Origin of the sequence: Actinoplanes sp. NPDC048988 (assembly GCF_043197815.1) — a bacterium.
Taxonomy (GTDB): Bacteria; Actinomycetota; Actinomycetes; order Mycobacteriales; family Micromonosporaceae; genus Actinoplanes.
Window position 1 is genome coordinate 99324 of the sequence record NZ_JBICTW010000007.1, and the last position, 20624, is coordinate 119947.

Consider the following 20624-nt stretch of genomic DNA (forward strand, 5'->3'; position numbering starts at 1 on the left):
CCGTGCACTCCACGCCACGATTCCTGCAAGGCGTCTTCACGTTCGAGGGCAAGGGCCTGGACCAGCCGACGCCCATCGCCCCCGCGCTGTCCTACGTGGTGCCCGACGGCGTCACCACGCAGGCCGTCTACTTCCGGGGCGGCAACGCGGCCGCCGACCTCGTCACCGTCGTGCTCACGCGCGACGGCAAGCCGATGCGGTACTTCCCGATCGGCGCCAAGGGTGACGTGCACGTGCCGCTGCGGGTCGTCGAGGACCTGCTGTCCGGAACCGTGATCGAGCTCTGGCTCGGCGCGCCGGCCGGTGTCTCCGGCTCGGTCGTCGTCGACCTCGGACTGGTGGAGATCTGACATGCGCCAACGACTGGTGGTCATCGGCAACGGCATGGCCGGCGCCCGGACCGTCGAGGAGATCCTCGCCCGCGGCGGGGACTTCGACATCACGATGTTCGGCGACGAGCCGTACGGCAACTACAACCGGATCATGCTCTCCAACGTCCTGGCCGGCGTGGAGGACGAGTCCGGCATCTTCCTCAACGACCTTTCCTGGTACGCGGACAACGGCATCACCCTGCACGCGGGCTCCCGGATCGAGCGCATCGACCGGCACGCCAAGCGGGTGTACGCCGAGGACGGCACCGAGACCCCGTACGACAAGCTGATCATCGCCACCGGCAGCCGGGCCTTCGTGCCGCCGATTCCCGGCGCGCACCGCCCCGGCCGCGGCTATCACCAGGGCGTCTTCGCCTTCCGGACGCTCGACGACACCCGGGCGATGATCCGGTACGCCAAGGAGCACGAGCGGGCGGTCGTCATCGGCGGCGGCCTGCTCGGCCTGGAAGCGGCGCGCGGCCTGCAGAACCACCTGCCGCACGTCACCCTCGTCCACGCCGCCGGGCACCTGATGAACACCCAGCTCAACGAGCAGGCCGGCCGGCAGCTCAAGGAGACCATCGAGGCCAAGCTGGGCATCGAGGTCGTGGTCGACGGCATGACCACCGAGATCCTCGGCAAGCACGCCGTGACCGGCGTCAAGCTCGCCGACGGCCGGGTCATCGGCTGCGACGTCATCGTGGTGGCCGCCGGTATCCGGGCCAACGCCGAGATGGCCGCGGCCAGCGGGCTGGTGGTCGAGCGCGGCATCGTCGTCGACGACCAGATGCGGGTGCAGGACGAGGACGACATCTACGCCGTGGGCGAGTGCGCTCAGCACCGCGGCGAGGTCTACGGCCTGGTCGCTCCGCTGTGGGACCAGGCCAAGGTGCTGGCCGACCACCTGACCGGCGTCAACCCGCTGGCCGAGTACCACGGCTCGCAGGTCGCCACCAAGCTCAAGGTGGCCGGCGTCGACGTGGCCGCCATGGGGCTCAAGGAGCCCGAGCACGAGAACGACGAGGTGCTCACCTTCGCCGAGCCGAAGAAGGGCGTCTACAAGAACGTCATCATCCGCGACGGCCGCCTGGTCGGCGCGACACTGGTCGGCGACGTCAAGAAGGTCGCCTTCCTCATGCAGGCGTTCGACCGGGGCCTGGCCCTGCCCGAGGAGCGGGCCGAGCTCATGTTCGACCTGGGCGGCCCGGCCGGCGAGGTCAAGGTCGAGGACATGGCCGACGACGAGCAGGTCTGCAACTGCAACGGCGTCAGCAAGGGAACCATCTGCTCGACCGTGCAGAGCGGCTGCAAGACCGTCTCCGGGGTGATGGACAAGACCCGGGCCGGCAAGGGCTGCGGAACCTGCAAGAGCGTGGTGCAGCGGATCGTCGAGTGGGCCGCCGGCGGCGAGGTCGAGGAGGACCCGGCCGCGTCCTACTACGTGCCCGGCATCCCGATGCCGAAGCCGGAGCTGATGAACGCGATCCGGCTGCATTCACTTCGCAGCGTGTCGTCGGTGTTCGCCAAGCTCGGCGGCGACGAGGACGCCAAGAGCAAGATGGGGCTGGCCTCGCTGCTGAAGATGATGTGGGGCGGCGAGTACGTCGACGAGCGCGACGCCCGGTTCATCAACGACCGGGTGCACGCCAACATCCAGCGCGACGGCACGTTCTCGGTGGTGCCGCAGATGAAGGGCGGCGTCACCACACCGGCCCAGCTCAAGCGGATCGCCGAGGTGGCCGAGAAGCACGAGGTGCCGATGGTCAAGCTGACCGGCGGTCAGCGCATCGACCTGCTCGGCATCCCCAAGGAGAAACTGCCCGAGGTCTGGGCCGATCTCGACATGCCGTCCGGATACGCGTACGGCAAGAGTTTCCGCACCGTGAAGACCTGCGTCGGCTCCGACTTCTGCCGCTTCGGGGTCGGCGACTCGACCGCGCTGGGCATCGCGCTGGAGGAGCGCTACCAGGGCATCGAGGGCCCCGGGAAGATGAAACTGGCGGTGACCGGCTGCCCGCGGAACTGTGCCGAGGCGTACGTCAAGGACCTGGGTGTCGTCGCCATCGACGGCGGCAAGTGGGAGATCTACGTGGGCGGCGCCGCCGGAGCCCACATCCGCAAGGGTGACCTGCTGACGACCGTGAGCAGCCCCGCGGAAGTCATCACGCTGACCGGCCGGTTCCTGCAGTACTACCGGGAGAACGCGAACTGGCTGGAGCGGACGTACGCCTTCGTCCCGCGCGTCGGCATCGAAAAGGTCCGCGCCGTGGTCGTGGACGACAGCGAGGGCATCGCCGCCGACCTGGACGCCGCGATGGAAGCGTCGGTCGCCGCCTACCGCGATCCGTGGAAGGACCGCGACGAACCGGCCACGCCCGGCCAGTTCCGAACCTCCCTGCCCCTGATCGTCCTTCCCCAGGTTCCGGTGCGCGCATGAGGCCCATCGCTTCCGTCCACGAGATCCCGCTCGGCGAGGGCCGGACCTTCGCCGTCGACGGCGAGATGATCGCCGTCTTCCGGCTGCGCGACGGCTCGGTCCGCGCCACCTCCGCGACGTGCCCGCACAAGGGCGGCCCCCTCGCGGACGGCCAGATCGACCTCAAGCAGGTCATCTGCCCGATGCACCTGAACGCCTGGGACCTGCGCACCGGCTGCTCGCTCAGCGGCCAGCCGGACGTCGCGGTCTACCCCGTGTCCATCGACGACGACAAGATCATGCTGGGGGACTGAGATGACCGCTGTTCTGGACAGGCCGGCCGCTTCATCGGTTCGGGGCCATTGGATCGACGACTGGCGCCCGGAAGACCCGATCTTCTGGGAGGCCGGCGGCAAGCGGATCGCCCGCCGCAACCTGATCTTCTCGATCACTTCGGAGCACATCGGTTTCTCGGTCTGGTCACTGTGGTCGGTGCTCGTCCTTTTCCTCGGCCCCGAGTACGGCATCGACCCGGCCGGCAAGTTCCTCCTGACCGCGGTGCCGACGCTGTTCGGCGCGGCCCTGCGCATCCCGTACAGCTTCGCCGTGGCCCGCTTCGGCGGCCGCAACTGGACGGTCTTCAGCGCCACACTGCTGCTCGTTCCGGCGATCGCGGCCGCCTTCCTGATCCGTCCCGGCGTCGACTACTCGACGCTGGTGATCCTGGCCGCGCTGGCCGGCGTCGGCGGCGGCAACTTCGCCTCGTCGATGACGAACATCAACGCGTACTACCCGGACCGGCTCAAAGGCTGGGCGCTGGGTATCAACGCGGGTGGCGGCAACCTGGGCGTGGCCGCGGTGCAGCTGGTCGGCCTGTTCGTGCTGGCCGTGTTCGGCGCCGGCCACCCCGGCATCGTGGCCGGCATCTACATCCCGCTGATCGTGCTGGCGGCGCTCGGCTCGGCCCTCTACATGGACAACCTGTCGCAGGTGCGCAACGAGAAGCGGGGCATGCGCGACGCCTTCCGCGAACCGCACACCTGGATCATGTCGCTGCTCTACATCGGAACCTTCGGTTCCTTCATCGGCTTCGGCTTCGCCTTCGGCCAGGTGCTTCAGGTCCAGTTCCACACCGAGTTCAGTACGCCCGTGAAGGCGGCCTACCTGACCTTCCTGGGCCCCCTGCTCGGCTCCCTGATCCGCCCGGTCGGCGGCGCGCTGGCCGACCGCCTGGGCGGCGCACGGGTCACATTCGTCAACTTCATCGCGATGGCGGTCGGCGCCGGCATCGTCCTGCTGGCCGCCCAGCAGAAGTCGCTGCCGCTGTACATCGCCGGTTTCGTCCTGCTGTTCGTCCTGACCGGCATCGGCAACGGCTCCACGTACAAGATGATCCCGGCCATCTTCCGCAAAAAGCACCCCACCGACGACCACGAGGCCCGCCGCCTCTCCAACGCCGTCATCGGCATCGCCGGCGCCATCGGCGCCTTCGGCGGCGTCCTGGTCAACCTGGCCTTCCGCCAGTCCTTCCTGTCGACGAAGGAGGCCGACGCCGCGTACATCGCCTTCATCGCCTTCTACGCCGTCTGTGTCCTGGTCACCTGGGCCGTCTACCTGCGCCCCAAAACCCGGGTCTGAACCAGCGCGAGGGGGTCGCCGGCGCACGGTCACCCGGCGACCCCCACCGCGCGTCGCGGCTAGGATGGCTCCCGATGAGTTCAATCGACGGGTGGACCCCCGAGGAAGAAGCCCTGCGCCTGCTGACCGGGGCCCCCATCGACCTCGGCGCAGCCGTCAAGGGGCTCAGCCGCAGCAGCGGTGTCTACGCGTGGTGGGCGGCCCCCGCTGTGTTCCCCGACCTACCCGGCCCGCAGAACGAAAAGGTCCCGTCGCTACGGCTGCTGTACCTCGGCCGGGCCACCAACCTCCGCGGCCGCATCCTCCGCAACCACCTGAGGCGCTCCGGCAGTTCCACGCTGCGCCGCACGTTGGCCGGGCTGATGCTCCACGAGGGTTACCGAACCCACTGGACCGACCGCGTCGTCCTGATCCCCGAGGACGAGACCCGCCTGACCCGCTGGATGCACACCCACCTGCGCTTGACCTGGGCCGAGGAACCCGACCCGATCCCCGTCGAGGCCGAACTCGTCCGCCGCCTGCACCCCCCACTGAACGTGCACGGCGTAGCCCCCGAACACCTGCAGGCAGCCGTCGTCGCCGCCAAGAACGCCTACAACGACTCCAGCACCCCACCGAACTGACTTCCCTCATTGCGGACCTGGCCGATCTCCATCGCCGCCCTCTCTGATCGCGAGCCGGCGATCCCATTGATGGCACTGAACGCACCGGGGGATCGTCCGGGGCTGTGCGAGGTTTCGACGGTGGCTACGTTGGGGTGGTGACGCGGGAACAGGATCGGGCGGCTCGGGTCGAGGACGTGCATGAGCTGGCGCTGGGGATGCCGTACGTGACCGTCGAGGGTGGTTCGGGGGGGCAACCCCGTCTATCAGGTCGGTGGGAAGTCGTTCGTGTTCTTTCGGAATCCGCGACCGGATGCTGTGGATCCCGAGACGGGGGAGCGTTACGCCGACGTCATCGTCTTCTGGGTCGAGTCGGAGGCGGACAAGCAAGCGCTCGTTCAGGACGAGGGGTCGCCGTTCTTCACCACCGGGCACTTCGACGGGCATCCGTCGGTGCTGGTGCGGGCCGGGCGGATCGGGGAGCTGACGCGGGGTGAGCTGGCCGAGCTGGTTCAGGACGCCTGGCTGTCGCGGGCCTCGGCTCGGCGGGCGGCGGCCTGGCTGAGCGCGCACCCGCCGCGCGACGGGTCTTGATATCGTCGCGTGTCCACGATGGACGAGCGAAGGGCACCCGATGGACGAAACGCAGGCCCGGACCGCGAATCTCGACACGAGCGTGGCGCATCCCGCGCGGCGGTACAACTACTGGCTGGGGGGCAAGGACAACTTCGCCGCGGATCGGGAGTCGGGGGATCTGCTGGAGAAGGCGGTGCCGACCATCCGGCTGCTCGCCGTCGAGAACCGGAAGTTCCTGCAGCGGGCCGTGCGGTTCCTGGCCGGCGAGGCCGGGATCGACCAGTTCCTCGACATCGGGACGGGGCTGCCGACCGCCGACAACACGCACGAGGTGGCGCAGCGGCTCAACCCGGCCAGCCGCGTCGTGTACGTCGACAACGACCCGATGGTGATGACGCACGCGCGGGCCCTGCTCACCAGCACGCCCGAGGGGCGGTCGAGCTACATCGAGGAAGACCTCCGCAACCCGGAGCGGATCCTGAGCAACCCGGTCGTGGCCGACACGCTCGACCTCGGGCGGCCGGTGGGGCTCATGCTGATCGCCGTCCTGCACTTCGTCGAGGACTACGACGAGGCCCGCGGTGTTGTCCGGCGCCTCATGGAGGCCCTTCCCCCGGGCAGCTACCTGGCCGCCACCAACATCACGTACGACTTTCTCACCCCGGCGGACCTGGCGGCCGGCGCGGCCCTGTTCGGCGATCGCAAGCCGGACGCGTTCGCCCGTACGAAGGGAGAGTTCGAAGGTTTCTTCGACGGTCTTCAATTGGTCGAGCCGGGCGTGTCGGCGGTCAGCGAGTGGCGGTCCGATCTGCCCGCGGCCGAGCGGGTCAGCCGGCGCGCGGCCGGAATGTACGCTGCCGTGGCGGTCAAACCGTAGGCATACTGCAAGGCATGGCCGATCCGCTGGACGATCCGGGACTTGCCGCCGCCCTCGACCGCGTCCGGGCCGCGGCGGGGGACTATCTCGACTCGCTCGGCGCGCGGCCCGTGCAGGACCGGGCGGCGCTCAAGCTGCTCGACGACCTCGACGGTGTACTGCCCGACACCGGGCCCGGGGCGGACGCCGTGATCGAGCGGCTGCTGCGGATCGGCACGGCGACCGCGACCGCCTCGTCCGGGCCGCGGTTCTTCCACTTCGTGACCGGGGGCGTGACGCCGGCGGCGCTGGCCGCCGACTGGACCGCGTCGCTGCTCGACCAGAACTCGTTCTCCCGGGTGTCGTCGCCGTTCGCGCACGAGGCCGAGACGGTCGCCATCGGCTGGCTGCGCGACCTGTTCAACCTGCCGGCCTCGTGGGGCGGGGCGCTGGTCGCCAGCGCCACGTTCGCCAACTTCACGTCGCTGGCCTGCGCCACCCACTGGTGGGCCGGCAAGCACGGGGCCGACGTGGCCCGCGACGGGCTGACCGGGCTGCCGCGGATGCCGGTGCTCTCCGGCGGCTACGTGCACGCGAGCGCCCGCAAGGCGCTGCAGATGCTCGGGCACGGCCGCGACCGCGTCGAGGTCTACGCCGCCGACGCGGTGGGACGGGCCGACCTGCCGGCGATCCGGCGGCGGCTCGGCGAGATCGACGGGCCGGCCGTGCTGATCGCCAACGCGGGTGAGGTCAACGCCGGCGACTTCGACCCGATCGCCGAACTGGCCGAGCTGGCCGGGGAGTACGGGGCCTGGCTGCACGTGGACGGGGCGTTCGGCCTGTTCGCGGCGCTGTCTCCGCGGACCGAGCATCTCGTACGGGGTGTGGAGCGGGCCGACTCGATCGCCGCCGACGGGCACAAGTGGCTCAACGTCCCGTACGAAAGCGGCTTCGCTCTGATCAAGGATCCGGCCCGGCTCGGCGCGGCGTTCGGCATGCCGGGCGCGCCCTACCTGCCGGGACCGGGTGATCCGAACAGTGGCTTCGCCCTGCTCGGCCCGGAGTCGTCGCGGCGGGCGCGGTCGCTGCCGATCTGGGCGTCGCTGGCCGCGTACGGCCGGGACGGTTACCGCGCGATGGTGGAGCGCCACCTGGACCTCGCGCGGTACCTGGGCCGCCGGATCGACGAGGCGCCGGAGCTCGAACGGCTCGCCGACGTGCAGCTCTCGATCGTGTGCTTCCGGGCGGTCGGCGACGACGCCCTCAACCGCGCCCTGGGCGCCGCGATCATCGCCGACGGCCGGGTGTACGCGGGTACCACCGTCTACGGCGGCCAGGTGGCCCTGCGCCCGGCGATCGTCAACTGGCGTACCACCGAAGCCGATATCGACTTCTTCGTCGACGTGGTCAGACAGCTGACCGCTTCGACGCGATCTTCGCCCGGATCCGGGCCAGCTTGATCGCCTTCTCCAGCGTCTCCACGTCGTACGACCCGTAGTGCCTCTGGCCGTTGACGAAGAACGTCGGGGTGCCGGCGACGCCGCTGAGGTCGGCCGACTCGACGTTCGCGGTGATCCGGTCGGTGCACTCGTCGCGCATCATGTCGGTGTGGAAGCGGTCCTGGTCGAGGCCGAGCTCGCCCGCGTACCCGATCAGGTCGGCGATGCGCAGATGGTCCTGGCGGCTGAGCAACAGGTCGTGCATCTCCCAGAACTTGCCCTGCAGGCCGGCCGCCTCGGCCGCCTGCGCCGCGATCTGCGCCTGCGGGTGGACGTCGGTCAACGGCAGGTGCCGCCACACGTACCGCAGATCGTCGTCGGTCATCAGCTCCCGCACGATCGGCTCGGCCTGACCGCAGTACGGGCACTGGAAGTCGCCGTACTCCACCAACGTGACCGTCGCGCCGGCCGGCCCGCGAATGTGGTCGCGGTCGGGGTCGACCTCCGGGATCAGGTCGATGATGTCGTCGGAGTCGCCGAGCAGCAGCACCGCCCGGCGCGGACGCGACTGCATGCTCGTGATCCGGAAGACCAGCCAGGTGACGATCGTCGAGCCGACCCCGGCCAGCAGCACGCCCAGCTTGGCCTCGGCCAGCTCGTCGCCCTCGAAGGCCAGGTTGGCGATCAGGAACGACACGGTGAAGCCGATCCCGGCGATGGTGCCGGTGCCCAGCACGGACGACCAGCCGACCGACGGCCTGACGGCGCCCTTGGTGAGCCAGGTGATCAGCGCCGACACGCCGGTGATGGCGACCGGCTTGCCCACGACGTACGCCACGATGACGCCGAGCGTGATCGGCGAGGTGAGCGCCCGCCCCAGAAAGCCCGCGTCGATCGCGATGCCCGCGTTGGCCAGGCCGAACAGCGGGACGATCAGGTAGTTGGTCCAGCCCGACCAGGTGCGCTGCAGGCGATCGTTCCAGGACAGCGTGCTGACCAGCCCGAACCGCGCATACCGGGCCAGCTCCGGCGTCGGCTGCTCACGGAACGAGCGGAACAGGTCGCTGGCCTCCTGCAAAGCTTCACGGGCCGGGGTGTACGCGGCCGCGGTGAGACCCAGGATCAGGCCGGAGACCACCGGGTCGATGCCGCTCTCGAGCATGGCCACCCAGAAGGCCACACCGAACGGGACGTACGCGAAACCGCTCCTGATCTTCAGCCGCACCAGCAGGAAGGTGAACGAATAGAAGATCGCCGCGAAGACCAGCGGCATCCACCGGATGTCGTCGCTGTAGGCGACGGCGATGACGATGAGCGCCACCACGTCGTCGACCACGGCCACTGTCACCAGGAACAACCGAGCCTGCACGGGCACATTGCGCCCGACCAGCGCGAGAAGGCCCAGTGCGAGCGCGGTGTCGGTGGACATCGCGACGCCCCAGCCGCCGGCGGTGTGCTCGCCCGCGTTGAAGGCCAGGAAGATGCCGACCGGCAGGGCCATGCCGATGATGCCGGCCGCCGCGGGCAGGATGAACCGGCGCCGGTCCCGCAGGTCGCCCAGGTCGAACTCGCGCCGCGCCTCCAGCCCGACGACCAGGAAGAAGATCGTCATGAGGCCGCTGTTGACCCACTCGCGCAGGGTCAGATGAACCCCGTCGCCGCCGAGGTCGATGCTCAGATCGGTCGCCCAGAACCGCTCGTAGCTGCCGTCGGCGACATTGGCCCAGATCAACGCGACGGCGATGGCGGCCAGGAGCACGCCGGCGCTGCCGGCCTCGGTGCGCAGGAACTCCCGCAGCGGGGTCGCAACCCGCCGTTTCCACGGCGTGCTGGCGGTTTCGTCGCTCACGGGATAGACCCAATCATGGACCGGCCCCGGTCGCCACGATCTGTGATCAGCGCCGTACCGGCAGGCTTAGTTCCCGCGGCGGTCCGCGCCGCGGCTCGTGGCGGCTGTGACTCAGCCGGGCGGCGTGGTGGCGGTGGGTGACGGCTCGTCGCGGCTGTGGTGGGGGTGGGCGAGGGTCGCGGTCGGTGGGAAGACGCTGCTGGCGGCGTCGTGAGGAGGCGGGTTCGGGGGGATCGATAGACTGCCTCGATCTCGGCCGGTATTGCGATCTTCGGAGTGGTTTAGGCATGTCCCTCTACAGCACCCAGCGCCTGCACGCGTTCCGCATGATCGTTACTGGTGGTGGTACGGGTGGGCACACCTATCCGGCGCTGACCACCGTCAACACGCTTCAGGCGCGCCTCGCCGAGACCGGCACCTCGCCCGAGCTGCTCTGGGTCGGCGTGGCCGACGGGCTTGAGGCCACCATTGCCGTACGGAACGGGATTCCCTTCAAGGCTGTCACCACCGGCAAGGTGCGCCGGTCGTTCAGCCCCCGCGATCTGGCGCGGAACTTTGTCGACCTCTTCCGGATCCCGCTCGGGATCGCGCAGGCGGCGCTCACCGTGGCGCGGGTGCGGCCGTCGGTGGTGTTCAGCACCGGCGGGTTCGTGTCTGTGCCGATCGGGCTGGCCGCCGCCCTGTTCCGGGTGCCCCTGGTCATGCACGAGCAGACGCTGAGCCTGGGGCTGGCCAACCGGCTGCTCGCCCGGGTCGCCACGCGCGTGCTGCTCAGCCACGAGGCCTCCCTCGAACACCTGCCGGCCCGGGCGCGCGGGCGGGCCGTGGTCACCGGCAATCCGATTCGGCCCGCGGTGCTCAACGGCAACCCCGAGAAGGGAATTGCGGCGTACGGGCTCGACCCCGCCCTTCCTCTCGTCCTGGTGACCGGCGGCGCGACCGGGGCCCGGCAGATCAACCAGATGCTGACCGGAGCGCTGCCCCGGCTCCTGGAGCACTGCCAGATCATCCACCAGTGCGGCAGCCACGGCCTCGAGGAGATGCGGCAGGTCGCGGCCGGACTGCCCGAGTGGATGGCCCACCGCTACCGCGTCGTCGACTTCATCCACGACGAGCTGCCCGACCTGCTCGCCGCCGCCGCGGTCGTCGTCGCGCGCAGTGGGGCCGGGACCGTCGCCGAGCTCACCGCGCTCGGCAAGGCCAGTGTGCTCGTGCCCTACCCGTACGCGGCGGCCGACGAGCAGCGGGTCACCGCCCGTCATCTCGCCCAGGCCGGCGCCGCCGTCATGCTCGACGGCGACGACGTCAACCCGGAAAGCCTGCACGCCGCCCTGGCCGGGCTGCTGGCCGACCCGTACCGCCGCAATGCCATGGCGCAGGCCGCGGCCGCGAACGGCCGGCCTGACGCCGGTGCCCGTGTCGTCACCGAGATCCTGTCGACCGCCGCCGCCGGCTGACGCGTGAAAGACTCGCCGTATGACCATCCGGCCCGCCGTGCACCTGGCCATTCCCGTCGACGACCTGGCCGCCGCCCGCGCCTTCTACGGCACGGTGCTCGGCCTGCCCGAGGGGCGCTCGTCCGGCCACTGGATCGACTGGGACCTGCACGGCCACCAGCTGGTCACCCATGTCGTGCCCGGCCCGGTGCGCCCGGCCGGTGACAGCGAGGTCGACGGCCACGACGTGCCCATCCCGCACTTCGGGCTGCTGCTGGGCGCCGACGAGTTCCACGCCCTGGCCGACCGGCTGCGCGCGGCCGGCACGGAATTCCTGATCGAGCCCTACCTGCGCTTCCCGGGGCGGCCCGGCGAGCAGTGGACCATGTTCTTCCGCGACCCGGCCGGCAACGCCCTGGAGTTCAAGTCCTTCCGTGACGAGTCGCAGGTCTTCGCCCGCTGACGAGGCGGTTCCTCACGGGGCGTCGAGGCTGGCGATCCGGCGTTTCCCGGCGGTCAGGCGGTAGCTGGCGTCCAGGAGCTCGGCGATCTCGGCCCAGTCGGTGCGCGGGGTCAGGTCGATGCCGATCCAGCCGGACGGGCCCAGGTACGCCGGTACGTAGGCGTCCGGGTTCTCGAGCAGCGCCTCGCGTTCCCCGGGCTCGGTCAGGACTATCAGGGAGTGCGGGTGGGTGACGTACTCGCCATCGACCTTGATTGATCCGCCGTAGTAGGCGAAGACCTTTGTGGTGTAGAAGGCCGGGTGGCCGTGGGAGATTTTCTCGGCGGCGTCGGGGAAGGCCAGCGCCACCGCTCGGATGCGGGCCAGCAGCGGGTCCGCGTCGTCGAACATGATGGGATGCGCCATCCTGACAGTTGAGCACAGGTCGGGCCGGCGGGCGATTCAGCCGTTAAGATCTCAGACTCGGGCGGCGGCCGTGGCGGGGCCTAGGAGGCGGGTGTTGACCAGCATCGAGGACCTGTCGTCGCAGCTGTCCGATGCTCTGGCCCAGCTCGAGGGTCTGCGGACGTTGCACGAGGTCAGCAAGGCGGTGCACGCCAGCCTCGATCTGACCCGCACGATGGACGCGGTGGTGCACGGCGTCACCCGGGCCTCCGGGTTCGAGGTGGCGGTGGTCAACCTGGTGCAGCTCGACGGGGACTTCGCCGTCGTGTCCGTGGAGGGCAGCGAGGAGATCCGGCGGGAGCTGATCGGCACGACGTCGACGCTGGAGCAGTGGCAGGAGCTGTTCGCCCAGGGCGAGCAGTGGGGATCGCTGTTCTTCATCGACCACAAGCACGACATGCCCGACACGATGACAGTGTGGACGCCGGACATTCCGGTGCCGGACGAGCCCGAGGGCTGGCATCCGGAGGACTGCCTGTTCGCGCCGCTGTCCGCCCCGGACGGGGAGCTCGTCGGCGTGCTCAGCGTGGACCTGCCGCGTGACGGGCGCCGGCCGGGACTCGTACAGCGGGAAATGCTGGAGCTCTTCGCCCAGCACGCGGCCATCGCCGTGCAGCACGCGCGACTGCATCACGAGCTGGAGGAGAAACGGGCCCAGCTGCACCACGCGGCCACCCACGATCCGCTGACGGGGCTGGCCAACCGAACGTTGCTGCGAACGTTCACCGAACAGATGCGCGGCAGCGAGATGGGCGTCCTCGTCATCGACCTGGACGACTTCAAGACGATAAACGATCTGGGTGGCCACGACAGCGGTGACCTGGTGCTGCGGGTTCTGGCCGAGCGGATGCGCAAGATCGTGCGCCCGGGTGACCTGCTCGCCCGTACCGGCGGGGACGAATTCGTCGTGGTGGTGACCGGCGAGGACGTGGCGTCGGCGCTGAACAACCTGGCCGACCGCATGCACGTGGCGCTGGCCGCACCCGTCGAGACCCGGATCGGGCCTCGACGGGTGGGCGCCAGCATCGGTCACGCGTACGGCGCCGGCGACTTCGCTCAGTTGTCAGCGGCGGCCGACGCGGACATGTACCGGACCAAGCAGCGGCATCGCCGGGTTACGAGCGCCAACTATCGTTGACGGTCAGTGAGCAGGCCGAACCGGTGTTGATGACCCGGTTGCCGCCGCTCTCCCAGGCCACGGCCGAGCCGTTCTTCTTGACGTACTTGTACTCGACGCTGGTGTTCGGCGGCAGATTGACCGTGCCCCGCCACACCGGGTAGGCCGCCGAGGAGAGCGCGACCCCACCGCTCGTGTTCCAACTGCCCAGTTCGGTCCGGTTGCCCAGGACGAACACGTTCTCCCCCCACACCGTGGTGGCGTTGGCGGCGAAAGTGACGGCGACCGTCGTGCAAGAAGAGCCACCGCCTGAGGTACGGGCGTTCACGTGCAGCGCCAGCATGCCGTTGGCCGGCACGGTCGCGGTGAACTGGCCGTTCGCACCGACCGTGTAAGCCGTTCCCGAGCACGTCGTCCCGCTGACATCGCCGTTCGCCACGTCGCAGTAGGTGCCGGCCGGCAGCGACGTCTGGAAGGTCCGGCTCAGCGCGCCGCCCCGATTGAAGACGGCGTACGCGGCCGCGCCCCGCCCGAACGCGATCTGGTTGCCGCCGTTCGACCACCAGTTGGTCACCGACGTGCCGGCGGCCGCGTTGTGGAAGCCGACCAGGTTGGCCGTGGTGCGCGTACGGTGCTCGCACTCCCAGCCGTTTCCGCAGCTCACCGCCGTGGTGGTGCCGTTCGGCGACGCGGGGGGGCCCGCCTCGGGATTGCTGAAGGTGAAGCTGCTCATCACCGACGGCGTGCCGTACGGATAGGCGAGCATGAACGCCTCGGCCAGCGCGTAGTTCGTGCCGTCCTTGTAGGTCAGCTTCGCGCGGCCGTTGCGCTGCGTGTCGTGGTTGTCGATGAAGGCCACCGCGTCGCCGCTGCCGAGCAGCATCTGGCCGGGCAGATTCTGCAAGTTCTGCAAGTTGCCGTCACGGAAGGCGTTGCCGACCACGTCGCCGTAGCGGAACTCGGTCACGTCGCCGATGCCCGTGTACTCCGACGGGCTGGGCTCGCCGGCACCGCCCTCGATCGTCTCCTGGAAGATGTACGGGTTGCCGTTGAGCTGCCCGTAGATCGCCTGGAGGTCGGCCACCGGCACGTGCTTGGCGGCGTCGACGCGGAAACCGTCGACCCCGAGCGAGATCAGGTCATTGAGGTACGCGACCAGCTTGCCCCGCACGTAGCCGGACTCCGTCTTGAGGTCGGAGAGATCCACCAGCTCACAGTTCTGGATCTCCCACCGGTCACCCCAGTTGGCGATGTCGTCGGTGCCGTTACGCCCGCAGTGATGGAAGTCGTCGTTACCGTAGGGCACCGCCGGGTAGGCGTAGTGACTGTACGTGGAGCCGGCCGTTCCGGTGCCGGTCGAGGCGCCGCCGGCCATGTGGTTGAGGATCGCGTCGACGTAGATCTTCACGCCGGCCGCGTGGCACGTGCTGACCATGTTCGCGAACGCGGCCCGATCGCCGCGCCGCGACACCAGCTGGTAGCTGACCGGCTGATAGTCCTGCCACCAGGGGTAACCCGAGCCGGGCAACACCACGTGTTCCTGCGGCGGCGACACCTGCACGCCGCCGAAGCCCTTCGGCCCGAGCACATTGGTGCACTCGGACGCGATCGACGCCCACGGCCACTCGAAGAGGTGCACGATGACATCGCGCGGGCCCGGATTCGCATCGGCTTTCGCGTCGGCGTGTTCCGGCCGCCCCGCGACCAGCACAGTCACGAGGACCGCGAGCAGGGCGAGGACGGAGACGTTTCTTCTCACCGGTTCTCCTTTCAATTCAGGTGGGTGCTGTAGAGCCCATGCCATTGGCCGTCCTTCGCACCCCAGACCCTCGGTACGAAAAGGTTCTTGGCGCCCCACCGGGAGGTGTGGTTGTAGGCGACGTCGTGGTAGATCTTCAGACAATTGATGTGGTCGAGCTTGTCGATCAGACCCTGCAAGCCGCCCGGGAACATCGGGTCGTTGTCGCGGCGTTGCCCGAGGTCACGTGCTGGCTGCCGCCGCGGTTGTCGGCCGCGTAGATGCTGTCCTTGCGCGGTTCAGTGAGTACTTCCGTGCAGGGCGTCACACCGCTCACTACGCCGCCGGTGCTGCGGACGTCGAGGTCGTTGCCGTACCAGCCGGCACGCTCGGCCGCGCCCATCGCCACGCCGGGGGCGGTCGTCCAGGCGCCACCGGTGCTCCGGTCCGCGAACAGCTTGCAATCGACCGTGGTCGCCTTCACCGGGGCCACCAGCAGCGGGGGAGTGGGATCGTGGCCGACCATCGGGCATGGTTCCGATCTTTCGATTGAGGGACGTGACTCTTTTTCAGCCCTCCACCTGCGGGGGAAGTGGTGACAGAGCCGTAATCTGGTGTTCACATTGGAACGGACGCTAGCAAGCGCTTGCAGATTTTGGAAGAGTTTTCCGGCATGTTACAGGTCGGTCGATCCCGTTACGATGCGGCGATGACCATGGCGGCGCGCACCCCGATCCGGGAACGGAACCTCGGCTGGACCCTGGCCGGTGCGCAGCTCGGCTACGCCGCCTGGTACGCGCTGTGCGCCTACCAGACCCTGCGGCACGCCGCCGCGTTCGCCGGCCACTGGTATCTGCCGTCACGCGACGACGCGTACACCGCGAACGCCGACATCTGGGCCGGCTGGCCGTGGGCGACGTGGATCTCGCTGACCGCGCCGATGGCCCCGGTGGTGGCCGGCCTCAGCCTGATCGTGTCGGCGGTGATGTTCGTGACCGGCTACGCGCGCGGCCGCCGCTCCCTGTTCATCGCCCTGATCGCCGGCGCCGTGGCCGCCCTGCTGACGATCGTGGTCTCGCTGACACCCGCCGCCCAGCAGGTCACCGGCTGGCTGATCGACTGACCCCGCTCACGCTCAGCGGCCCGAACCCCGCCATGCTGGACTCACCACGCTCACGGCCTTCGCCCCGGCCTTCGGCCCGGCCTTCGCCCCGGCCTTCGCCGCGGTCGGCTGACCGCGCTCACGAGCATCGGCCCGAACCCTGCCACGGTTGGCTGACTGCGCTCACGGGCATCGGCCCGAACCCCGCCGCGGTCAGCTGTCGACTGACGATAGCCCGAACTCGGCCGCGCGGCGGGTCAGCGGCCGGATGGTCGATTGTCCGCGGTCACGGTCAGCGACCCGAAGCCGGCCGCCGCGGTCACGTCGAGGCCGGTGCCGTTCCCGGCGGTCAGCGTCGTGTCCCGGGCGATGCCGCTCTGGCGCTGCCCGTAGAGGGTGACCTCGCCGGCCCCGGAACGGGCCAGCACCCGTACCGGCACCTCGCCGTCGGTGGTGATGCTCCAGTCCCGCACCCCGCCGGACATCCGAACCGGCAGCGCCCGGTCCCGGCCGGGTAGCGTCAGCCGAACCGTGTCGGCGCCGCCGGCCAGATCGACCCCGCTCACGGAGCCGCCGGCCAGCGCGAAGGTCGCCGCCCGCACGCCGCCGCTCATCCTGATGGTCCAGTCGATCCGCTGGTCGAGCACCACATCGACGCGGCCCACCTCCGGCCCGCCGGTCGTGACTCGAACCTCGGTGCCGTTCACCGCGACGGCGGCACCGCTGCCGTCCGGGCCGCTGCCGTCTGGGCCGCTGCCGTTGCCGTCCGGGCCGCTGCCGTCCGGTCTGCCGTTGTTGCCGTTGGGGACGCTGTTGCCCGCGGAACCGCGGTTGCGGTCGGGGTCTTGGTCGTTGTCGGGATCGCCTTGACCGTTGCCGTGGGTGCTGATCTGGATCGGGCCGTTTTCCGGGCGGCCCAGCGTGAGGCTGAGCTCGCCGACGCTGCTCGCGAGGTTGAAGGTGCCGGCGGCGAATGCGGGCACACTCCCGGGCGCCGGGTCGCCCTCGCTCTGGCCGCTTTGAGCTTCGTCGCCGTCCGGTTGGCCGTTCTCAGCCTGGCCGCTCTCAGCTTGACCGTCAGCTTGGCCGCGGTCAGCCGGGCCGCTGTCGGGCGACGCGGTGCCCCGCGGTGAGGGGCCGGACGATGTGGAGACCACGACACCGCCGACGCCGAGGAGAAGGACGGCGCCGATCACGGCGATCGCCGCCTTAGGCCGGAGCCCGCGGCGCGGAGCCGGTGAGGGCTCCGCCGTCCAGCTCGGTGCGGGATCCACCGCCGGGACGACGGTGAACTCCTCGGTCGGCGGCTCCTCGTCGTCGGCCGTCGCGGACGGCTCATCCCGGTAGGCGTATCCGGCCGCCCCGGACAACAAAGGGTAGGTGTCGGTCGGACCGTCCATCGTCGTCTCCTTGCTGCGGGCAACGGCGTCGCCTGGGGATACGGCCGCGCCCTCGCTCCGGTTCAGAACGCCCGTCCTTTCGGCCGTCGTAGTGGACGCCCACACCAGCCAGGCAGCACCAGCACCGCGATTAGCCGGGCGTTGCTCGTGCGGGGGCCGTGGGTGAGGGTGACGGCATGACGAATTTCGAGGGTGGGGCCCGGCAGATGCGGCTGATCGTGGAGGTCGAGGACTTCGACGCCGCCGTGGCGTATTTTCGTGACACGCTCGGGCTGGGCGAGGAGGCGGCCTTCAGCGGCGACGGCGACGAGCGGGTGATGATTCTCGACGCCGGGCGGGCCACCCTCGAACTGGCCAATCCGGCCCACCACCGCTATGTCGACGACGTCGAGGTGGGGCGACCGGTCGCCCCGCGTTTTCGGATCGCCTTTGAGGTCGGGGACGTCACCGCCCGTACGGCGCAATCGGTTGAAGCCGGCGCCGACGTCGTCGCGCCGCCCACCGAAACCCCCTGGCGTTCCCTGAACGCCCGGCTCAACGTTCCGGGCGACCTGCACGTCACCCTCTTCGAGGAGCGCGGCTGACGCGGGCACCGAACCAGTCGAGGGCCGCGCACGCCTCGGCGGCGAAGCATGGCCCCAGGCGTGCGGCAGAGAGAGGTAGCCGAGGTTACCTCGCCGGAGGCCGCGCAGACGCGGTCGAGCGGATCCGCGCCTCGGAAGCGCCGAGCACCAGCCGCTCTGTTCTGACCGGTGCGGGCGGCCAGCCGGCGCAGGCCCTCGAGGCGCCACCACAGTGGACCGCCGTCGGGCGTATGGTCTGCCGGTGATCGTGCGCGAGGCGAAACCGGACGACACGGGAGCGCTGGCCGAGGTGAATGTGCGGGCGTGGCGGGCGGGGTATCGCGGGATGGTTCCGCAGAGTTCATGGACTGCATGAGGACGGCCGACCGGCTGCCCGGCTGGGAGCGGATGGTCCGGGAAGCGGAGATGGTGATCTTCGTGGCCGGCCGCGACGAGGACGCGGATCCGGGAGCGGTTGGCGGGGCTCAGGCGCTTTATGTACGCCCGGACAAGTGGAAGAAGGGTGTCGGGCGGGCGCTGATGGACGCCTGGGTGCGGCGGCTCGAGGCGGACGGCTACCGGCAGAGCGTGCTGTGGGTGCTGGCCGGGAACCACCGGGCCCGCCGCTTCTGTGAGGCCACCGGGTGAAGACCGGCGACTCGCGGGGGTTTCCGTTGACCGAGGTCAGGTACCGCCGGGGCGGAGTGAGACCCAGATCAACAGTCGTGAGTCCACGCGGCGCTGTACCGTGACGGCGTGCCAATTAAAGCCGATCTGACCAGCGCAGACCTTACTGAGATCCGGCAGAGCGCCCTCGGGGCGGCCGACCCGCTGGGTGTTGCGGCCGAGCTCGCCGACGCCGCCGAGGCCGGGAAGCTGGCCGACAAGGACGACGCGGGGTACGCCCTCGCCCTCGCGGCCGAGATCGCGGAGAGCCGCGGGAAGCTCGACGCCGCCCTGCGGTACGCGCAGCGGGCCGTCGAATCGTTCGGGTCGCGGGACGACAACCAGGCCGCCGGGGCCAAGGCGTTGCTGGCCCGCGTCCTGTTCCGCACCGGGCGCGACGACGAGGCGATCGCCGCCCTCGAGCCGCTGCGGCCGCTGCTCACACAGTACGGGGACGCGCCGGCGTACATCAGTGCCGCCCTCGCCGCCGGGCGCCGTGACAGAGTCGCCGAGGAATGGCTGACCGAGGCGCTGAACGAGGTGCTGGCCGGGCGGGGCGACGCCGCCGAGCCGTCCAGCGCCGAGGACGCCGGGCAGCTGTTCTTCCTGCTCCAGCAGCGGCACCGGACGCGTCACGCGCTCGGCCTGCAACACGACCACCACGACAACCTGGCCGACCGGCTCGAGACCCGGCTGGCCAACGCGGCCGGGCGTACGGCCGGCGCGCCCGCCGACGACCTGCTGTTCTGGCCCAAGGCGGAGCTGGAGAAGCTGCTGGAGCAGTGGCCGGCGCTGTCCGAGCCGTACGGGTCGAACTGGGACGAGCACCGGGCCCACCTGGAGAAGGAGCTGGTCCGCCTGGCCGGCACCGGCCGCGCCGGCCTGACGGTGCTGCCGGGCACGGTGTCGGGCCTGACCGGTTTCGCCGGCCCCGACGGCGACCCGGCCGACCCGCAGGTCCGCGCCGGCTACGCGACCCGCCTGGCCGGCGGTACGAACCACATCCCGTGGCCTCCGGAGCGCAACGGCGCCTGCTGGTGCGGTTCCGGCCTGAAGTACAAGAAGTGCTGCCTGCCCCGCTCCCGCAGCTGACAGCGGCGGTCGGGCCCGCGCTGGAGTGAGGACCCCAGGCGCGATCGGTGTACGACGTGCCCGCCGGGGTGTGTTCGCGCTTGCGTGGGTGGCTATCGTGCGCTCACCGCGTCCCGGCGGGTAGCTGTCGCGGGACGGCTCGCGCCCGATCCGAACATCCGAGTGAGGACCGCCACCGAAGGCCCGGTGGGTCTCTGTGCCCGCGCGAGTGAAGACGCTCGCGCGGGCGTGGAGATGGCTCAGCTGCCGAGCCGCCCGATTGCGGAGGTGGCTCGACTGCGGAGGTGGCTCGGCTGCCAAGGCGCCCGGCTGCGGAGGTGGCTCGGCAGCGGAGGTGGCTCGGCTGCGGAGGTGGCTCGGCTGCGGAGGTGGCTCAGGTGTCGAGGCGGCTGACCTGCCGGGCGATGCTCGTCCAAGTGCGGCCGGCCGCCGCGGCGCCCAGGCGCTGAGCCGCGGCGACACCGGGGCGCTGGATCGGGGCGGCGCCGGGGCGGTGGGGCTGATCGAAAGCGGACGCCGGTGGTTCGTCCGGCTGGCTGACGGTGGTCCAGGGGCGTTCGGCGGGCTCGGCGGCGGCCCAAGGGCGGTCCTCGCGCGAGCCGAAGGCCGGGGCGCCGAAGGGAGTCGGTGGCACGGCCGGTACCGGGGCCGGGCGCGGGGCATCGTAGTCCGGAAGGAAGCTCGCCGGGCCGCGTTGAGTCAGGGTGGCCAGGACAGCCGGCGGCATCAGATCGACATGATCGCCTGTTCCGGCAGACGCGCCGTCGGAGGCGGCCGCCGCGCGCGGGCCGATTTTGGGTTCGCCGGACCCGGGACGGGTAGACCCGGCCACGCCGGACTCGGCCACGCCGGACTC

21 protein-coding genes and 1 pseudogene are annotated in these 20624 nt (G+C 70.4%); 15 read left to right on the plus strand and 7 right to left on the minus strand.

The features are described from left to right. Positions 1–2 precede the first annotated feature (2 nt). The 8 genes from ACGFJ7_RS23335 (at position 3) to ACGFJ7_RS23370 (ending at position 7919) form a co-directional block, all read left to right on the plus strand. On the plus strand, positions 3–350 hold the full coding sequence (locus ACGFJ7_RS23335; protein ID WP_392643732.1) for a molybdopterin oxidoreductase: 348 nt from the start codon (positions 3–5) through the stop codon (positions 348–350). A 1-nt stretch (position 351) separates the two neighbouring features. Continuing rightward, positions 352–2808 carry a nitrite reductase large subunit NirB gene (gene nirB / locus ACGFJ7_RS23340; RefSeq protein ID WP_392643734.1) on the plus strand — a complete coding sequence of 819 codons (2457 nt, stop codon included), beginning with the start codon at positions 352–354 and terminating at the stop codon, positions 2806–2808. Then, complete coding sequence (locus ACGFJ7_RS23345; protein ID WP_360255875.1) at positions 2805–3101, plus strand: Rieske 2Fe-2S domain-containing protein; 297 nt, start codon at positions 2805–2807, stop codon at positions 3099–3101. The genes nirB and ACGFJ7_RS23345 overlap by 4 nt, the downstream gene beginning before the upstream one ends. Before the next feature lies 1 nt (position 3102). Next, positions 3103–4425 carry a nitrate/nitrite transporter gene (locus ACGFJ7_RS23350; protein ID WP_392643736.1) on the plus strand — a complete coding sequence of 441 codons (1323 nt, stop codon included), beginning with the start codon at positions 3103–3105 and terminating at the stop codon, positions 4423–4425. A gap of 74 nt (positions 4426–4499) precedes the next feature. Then, complete coding sequence (locus tag ACGFJ7_RS23355; RefSeq protein ID WP_392643738.1) at positions 4500–5048, plus strand: GIY-YIG nuclease family protein; 549 nt, start codon at positions 4500–4502, stop codon at positions 5046–5048. Positions 5049–5315: 267 nt separating this feature from the next. Beyond that, positions 5316–5621: a hypothetical protein gene (locus ACGFJ7_RS23360; protein ID WP_392643740.1), complete on the plus strand. Its 306-nt coding sequence runs from the start codon at positions 5316–5318 to the stop codon at positions 5619–5621. 40 nt (positions 5622–5661) lie between these two features. Continuing rightward, the gene (locus ACGFJ7_RS23365; protein WP_392643742.1) at positions 5662–6480 is read left to right on the plus strand and encodes an SAM-dependent methyltransferase; all 819 of its coding nucleotides are present in this window, start codon (positions 5662–5664) and stop codon (positions 6478–6480) included. A gap of 14 nt (positions 6481–6494) precedes the next feature. After that, entirely contained in the window at positions 6495–7919 is a 1425-nt protein-coding gene (locus tag ACGFJ7_RS23370) for a pyridoxal-dependent decarboxylase (RefSeq protein ID WP_360255865.1), read from the plus strand. On the opposite strand, the gene ACGFJ7_RS23375 is transcribed toward ACGFJ7_RS23370, so the two are convergent. After that, positions 7867–9747: a Na+/H+ antiporter NhaA gene (locus ACGFJ7_RS23375; RefSeq protein ID WP_392643744.1), complete on the minus strand. Its 1881-nt coding sequence runs from the start codon at positions 9745–9747 to the stop codon at positions 7867–7869. The two genes, ACGFJ7_RS23370 and ACGFJ7_RS23375, sit on opposite strands and share 53 nt — an antisense overlap. 287 nt (positions 9748–10034) lie before the next feature. Between ACGFJ7_RS23375 and ACGFJ7_RS23380 the strand changes: the two genes are divergently transcribed. After that, on the plus strand, positions 10035–11204 hold the full coding sequence (locus ACGFJ7_RS23380; RefSeq protein ID WP_360255861.1) for a UDP-N-acetylglucosamine--N-acetylmuramyl-(pentapeptide) pyrophosphoryl-undecaprenol N-acetylglucosamine transferase: 1170 nt from the start codon (positions 10035–10037) through the stop codon (positions 11202–11204). Between the two features lie 19 nt (positions 11205–11223). Next, positions 11224–11646 carry a VOC family protein gene (locus ACGFJ7_RS23385; RefSeq protein ID WP_392643746.1) on the plus strand — a complete coding sequence of 141 codons (423 nt, stop codon included), beginning with the start codon at positions 11224–11226 and terminating at the stop codon, positions 11644–11646. Between the two features lie 12 nt (positions 11647–11658). Here ACGFJ7_RS23385 and ACGFJ7_RS23390 read toward each other — a convergent pair whose 3' ends face one another. After that, complete coding sequence (locus tag ACGFJ7_RS23390; RefSeq protein WP_360255856.1) at positions 11659–12051, minus strand: MmcQ/YjbR family DNA-binding protein; 393 nt, start codon at positions 12049–12051, stop codon at positions 11659–11661. Positions 12052–12145: 94 nt separating this feature from the next. On the opposite strand from ACGFJ7_RS23390, the gene ACGFJ7_RS23395 reads away from it, so the two are divergent. Further along, positions 12146–13228, plus strand: a complete 1083-nt coding sequence (locus ACGFJ7_RS23395) for a diguanylate cyclase domain-containing protein (RefSeq protein WP_360255854.1) — start codon at positions 12146–12148, stop codon at positions 13226–13228. On the opposite strand, the gene ACGFJ7_RS23400 is transcribed toward ACGFJ7_RS23395, so the two are convergent. Genes ACGFJ7_RS23400 through ACGFJ7_RS23410 form a run of 3 tightly spaced genes read right to left on the minus strand, consistent with a single transcriptional unit; the run spans position 13206 to position 15471 of the window. Beyond that, entirely contained in the window at positions 13206–14966 is a 1761-nt protein-coding gene (locus ACGFJ7_RS23400; protein WP_360255851.1) for a carbohydrate-binding module family 20 domain-containing protein, read from the minus strand. The two genes, ACGFJ7_RS23395 and ACGFJ7_RS23400, sit on opposite strands and share 23 nt — an antisense overlap. Positions 14967–14977: 11 nt before the next feature. Then, a complete protein-coding gene (locus tag ACGFJ7_RS23405; RefSeq protein ID WP_360255849.1) occupies positions 14978–15145 on the minus strand; it encodes a hypothetical protein in 168 nt (55 codons plus the stop codon). Further along, the gene (locus ACGFJ7_RS23410; RefSeq protein WP_360255847.1) at positions 15133–15471 is read right to left on the minus strand and encodes a carbohydrate binding domain-containing protein; all 339 of its coding nucleotides are present in this window, start codon (positions 15469–15471) and stop codon (positions 15133–15135) included. The genes ACGFJ7_RS23405 and ACGFJ7_RS23410 overlap by 13 nt, the downstream gene beginning before the upstream one ends. A gap of 183 nt (positions 15472–15654) precedes the next feature. Here ACGFJ7_RS23410 and ACGFJ7_RS23415 point away from each other — a divergent pair, with 183 nt between their 5' ends. Beyond that, positions 15655–16068: a hypothetical protein gene (locus tag ACGFJ7_RS23415; RefSeq protein WP_360255845.1), complete on the plus strand. Its 414-nt coding sequence runs from the start codon at positions 15655–15657 to the stop codon at positions 16066–16068. Positions 16069–16304: 236 nt separating this feature from the next. Here the strand turns inward: ACGFJ7_RS23415 and ACGFJ7_RS23420 are convergent, their stop codons facing one another. Next, positions 16305–17447 carry a hypothetical protein gene (locus ACGFJ7_RS23420; RefSeq protein WP_392643749.1) on the minus strand — a complete coding sequence of 381 codons (1143 nt, stop codon included), beginning with the start codon at positions 17445–17447 and terminating at the stop codon, positions 16305–16307. Between the two features lie 176 nt (positions 17448–17623). On the opposite strand from ACGFJ7_RS23420, the gene ACGFJ7_RS23425 reads away from it, so the two are divergent. The 3 genes from ACGFJ7_RS23425 to ACGFJ7_RS23435 all read left to right on the plus strand — a co-directional run bounded on the left by ACGFJ7_RS23425 (position 17624) and on the right by ACGFJ7_RS23435 (position 19768). Continuing rightward, positions 17624–18031, plus strand: a complete 408-nt coding sequence (locus ACGFJ7_RS23425) for a VOC family protein (RefSeq protein WP_360255841.1) — start codon at positions 17624–17626, stop codon at positions 18029–18031. A 351-nt stretch (positions 18032–18382) separates the two neighbouring features. Then, complete coding sequence (locus tag ACGFJ7_RS23430) at positions 18383–18658, plus strand: GNAT family N-acetyltransferase (RefSeq protein ID WP_360255838.1); 276 nt, start codon at positions 18383–18385, stop codon at positions 18656–18658. A gap of 108 nt (positions 18659–18766) precedes the next feature. Further along, the gene (locus ACGFJ7_RS23435) at positions 18767–19768 is read left to right on the plus strand and encodes an SEC-C domain-containing protein (protein WP_360255836.1); all 1002 of its coding nucleotides are present in this window, start codon (positions 18767–18769) and stop codon (positions 19766–19768) included. Between the two features lie 373 nt (positions 19769–20141). On the opposite strand, the pseudogene ACGFJ7_RS23440 reads toward ACGFJ7_RS23435, so the two are convergent. Beyond that, positions 20142–20624 (minus strand): annotated as a pseudogene (locus ACGFJ7_RS23440) (hypothetical protein); the annotation flags it as partial.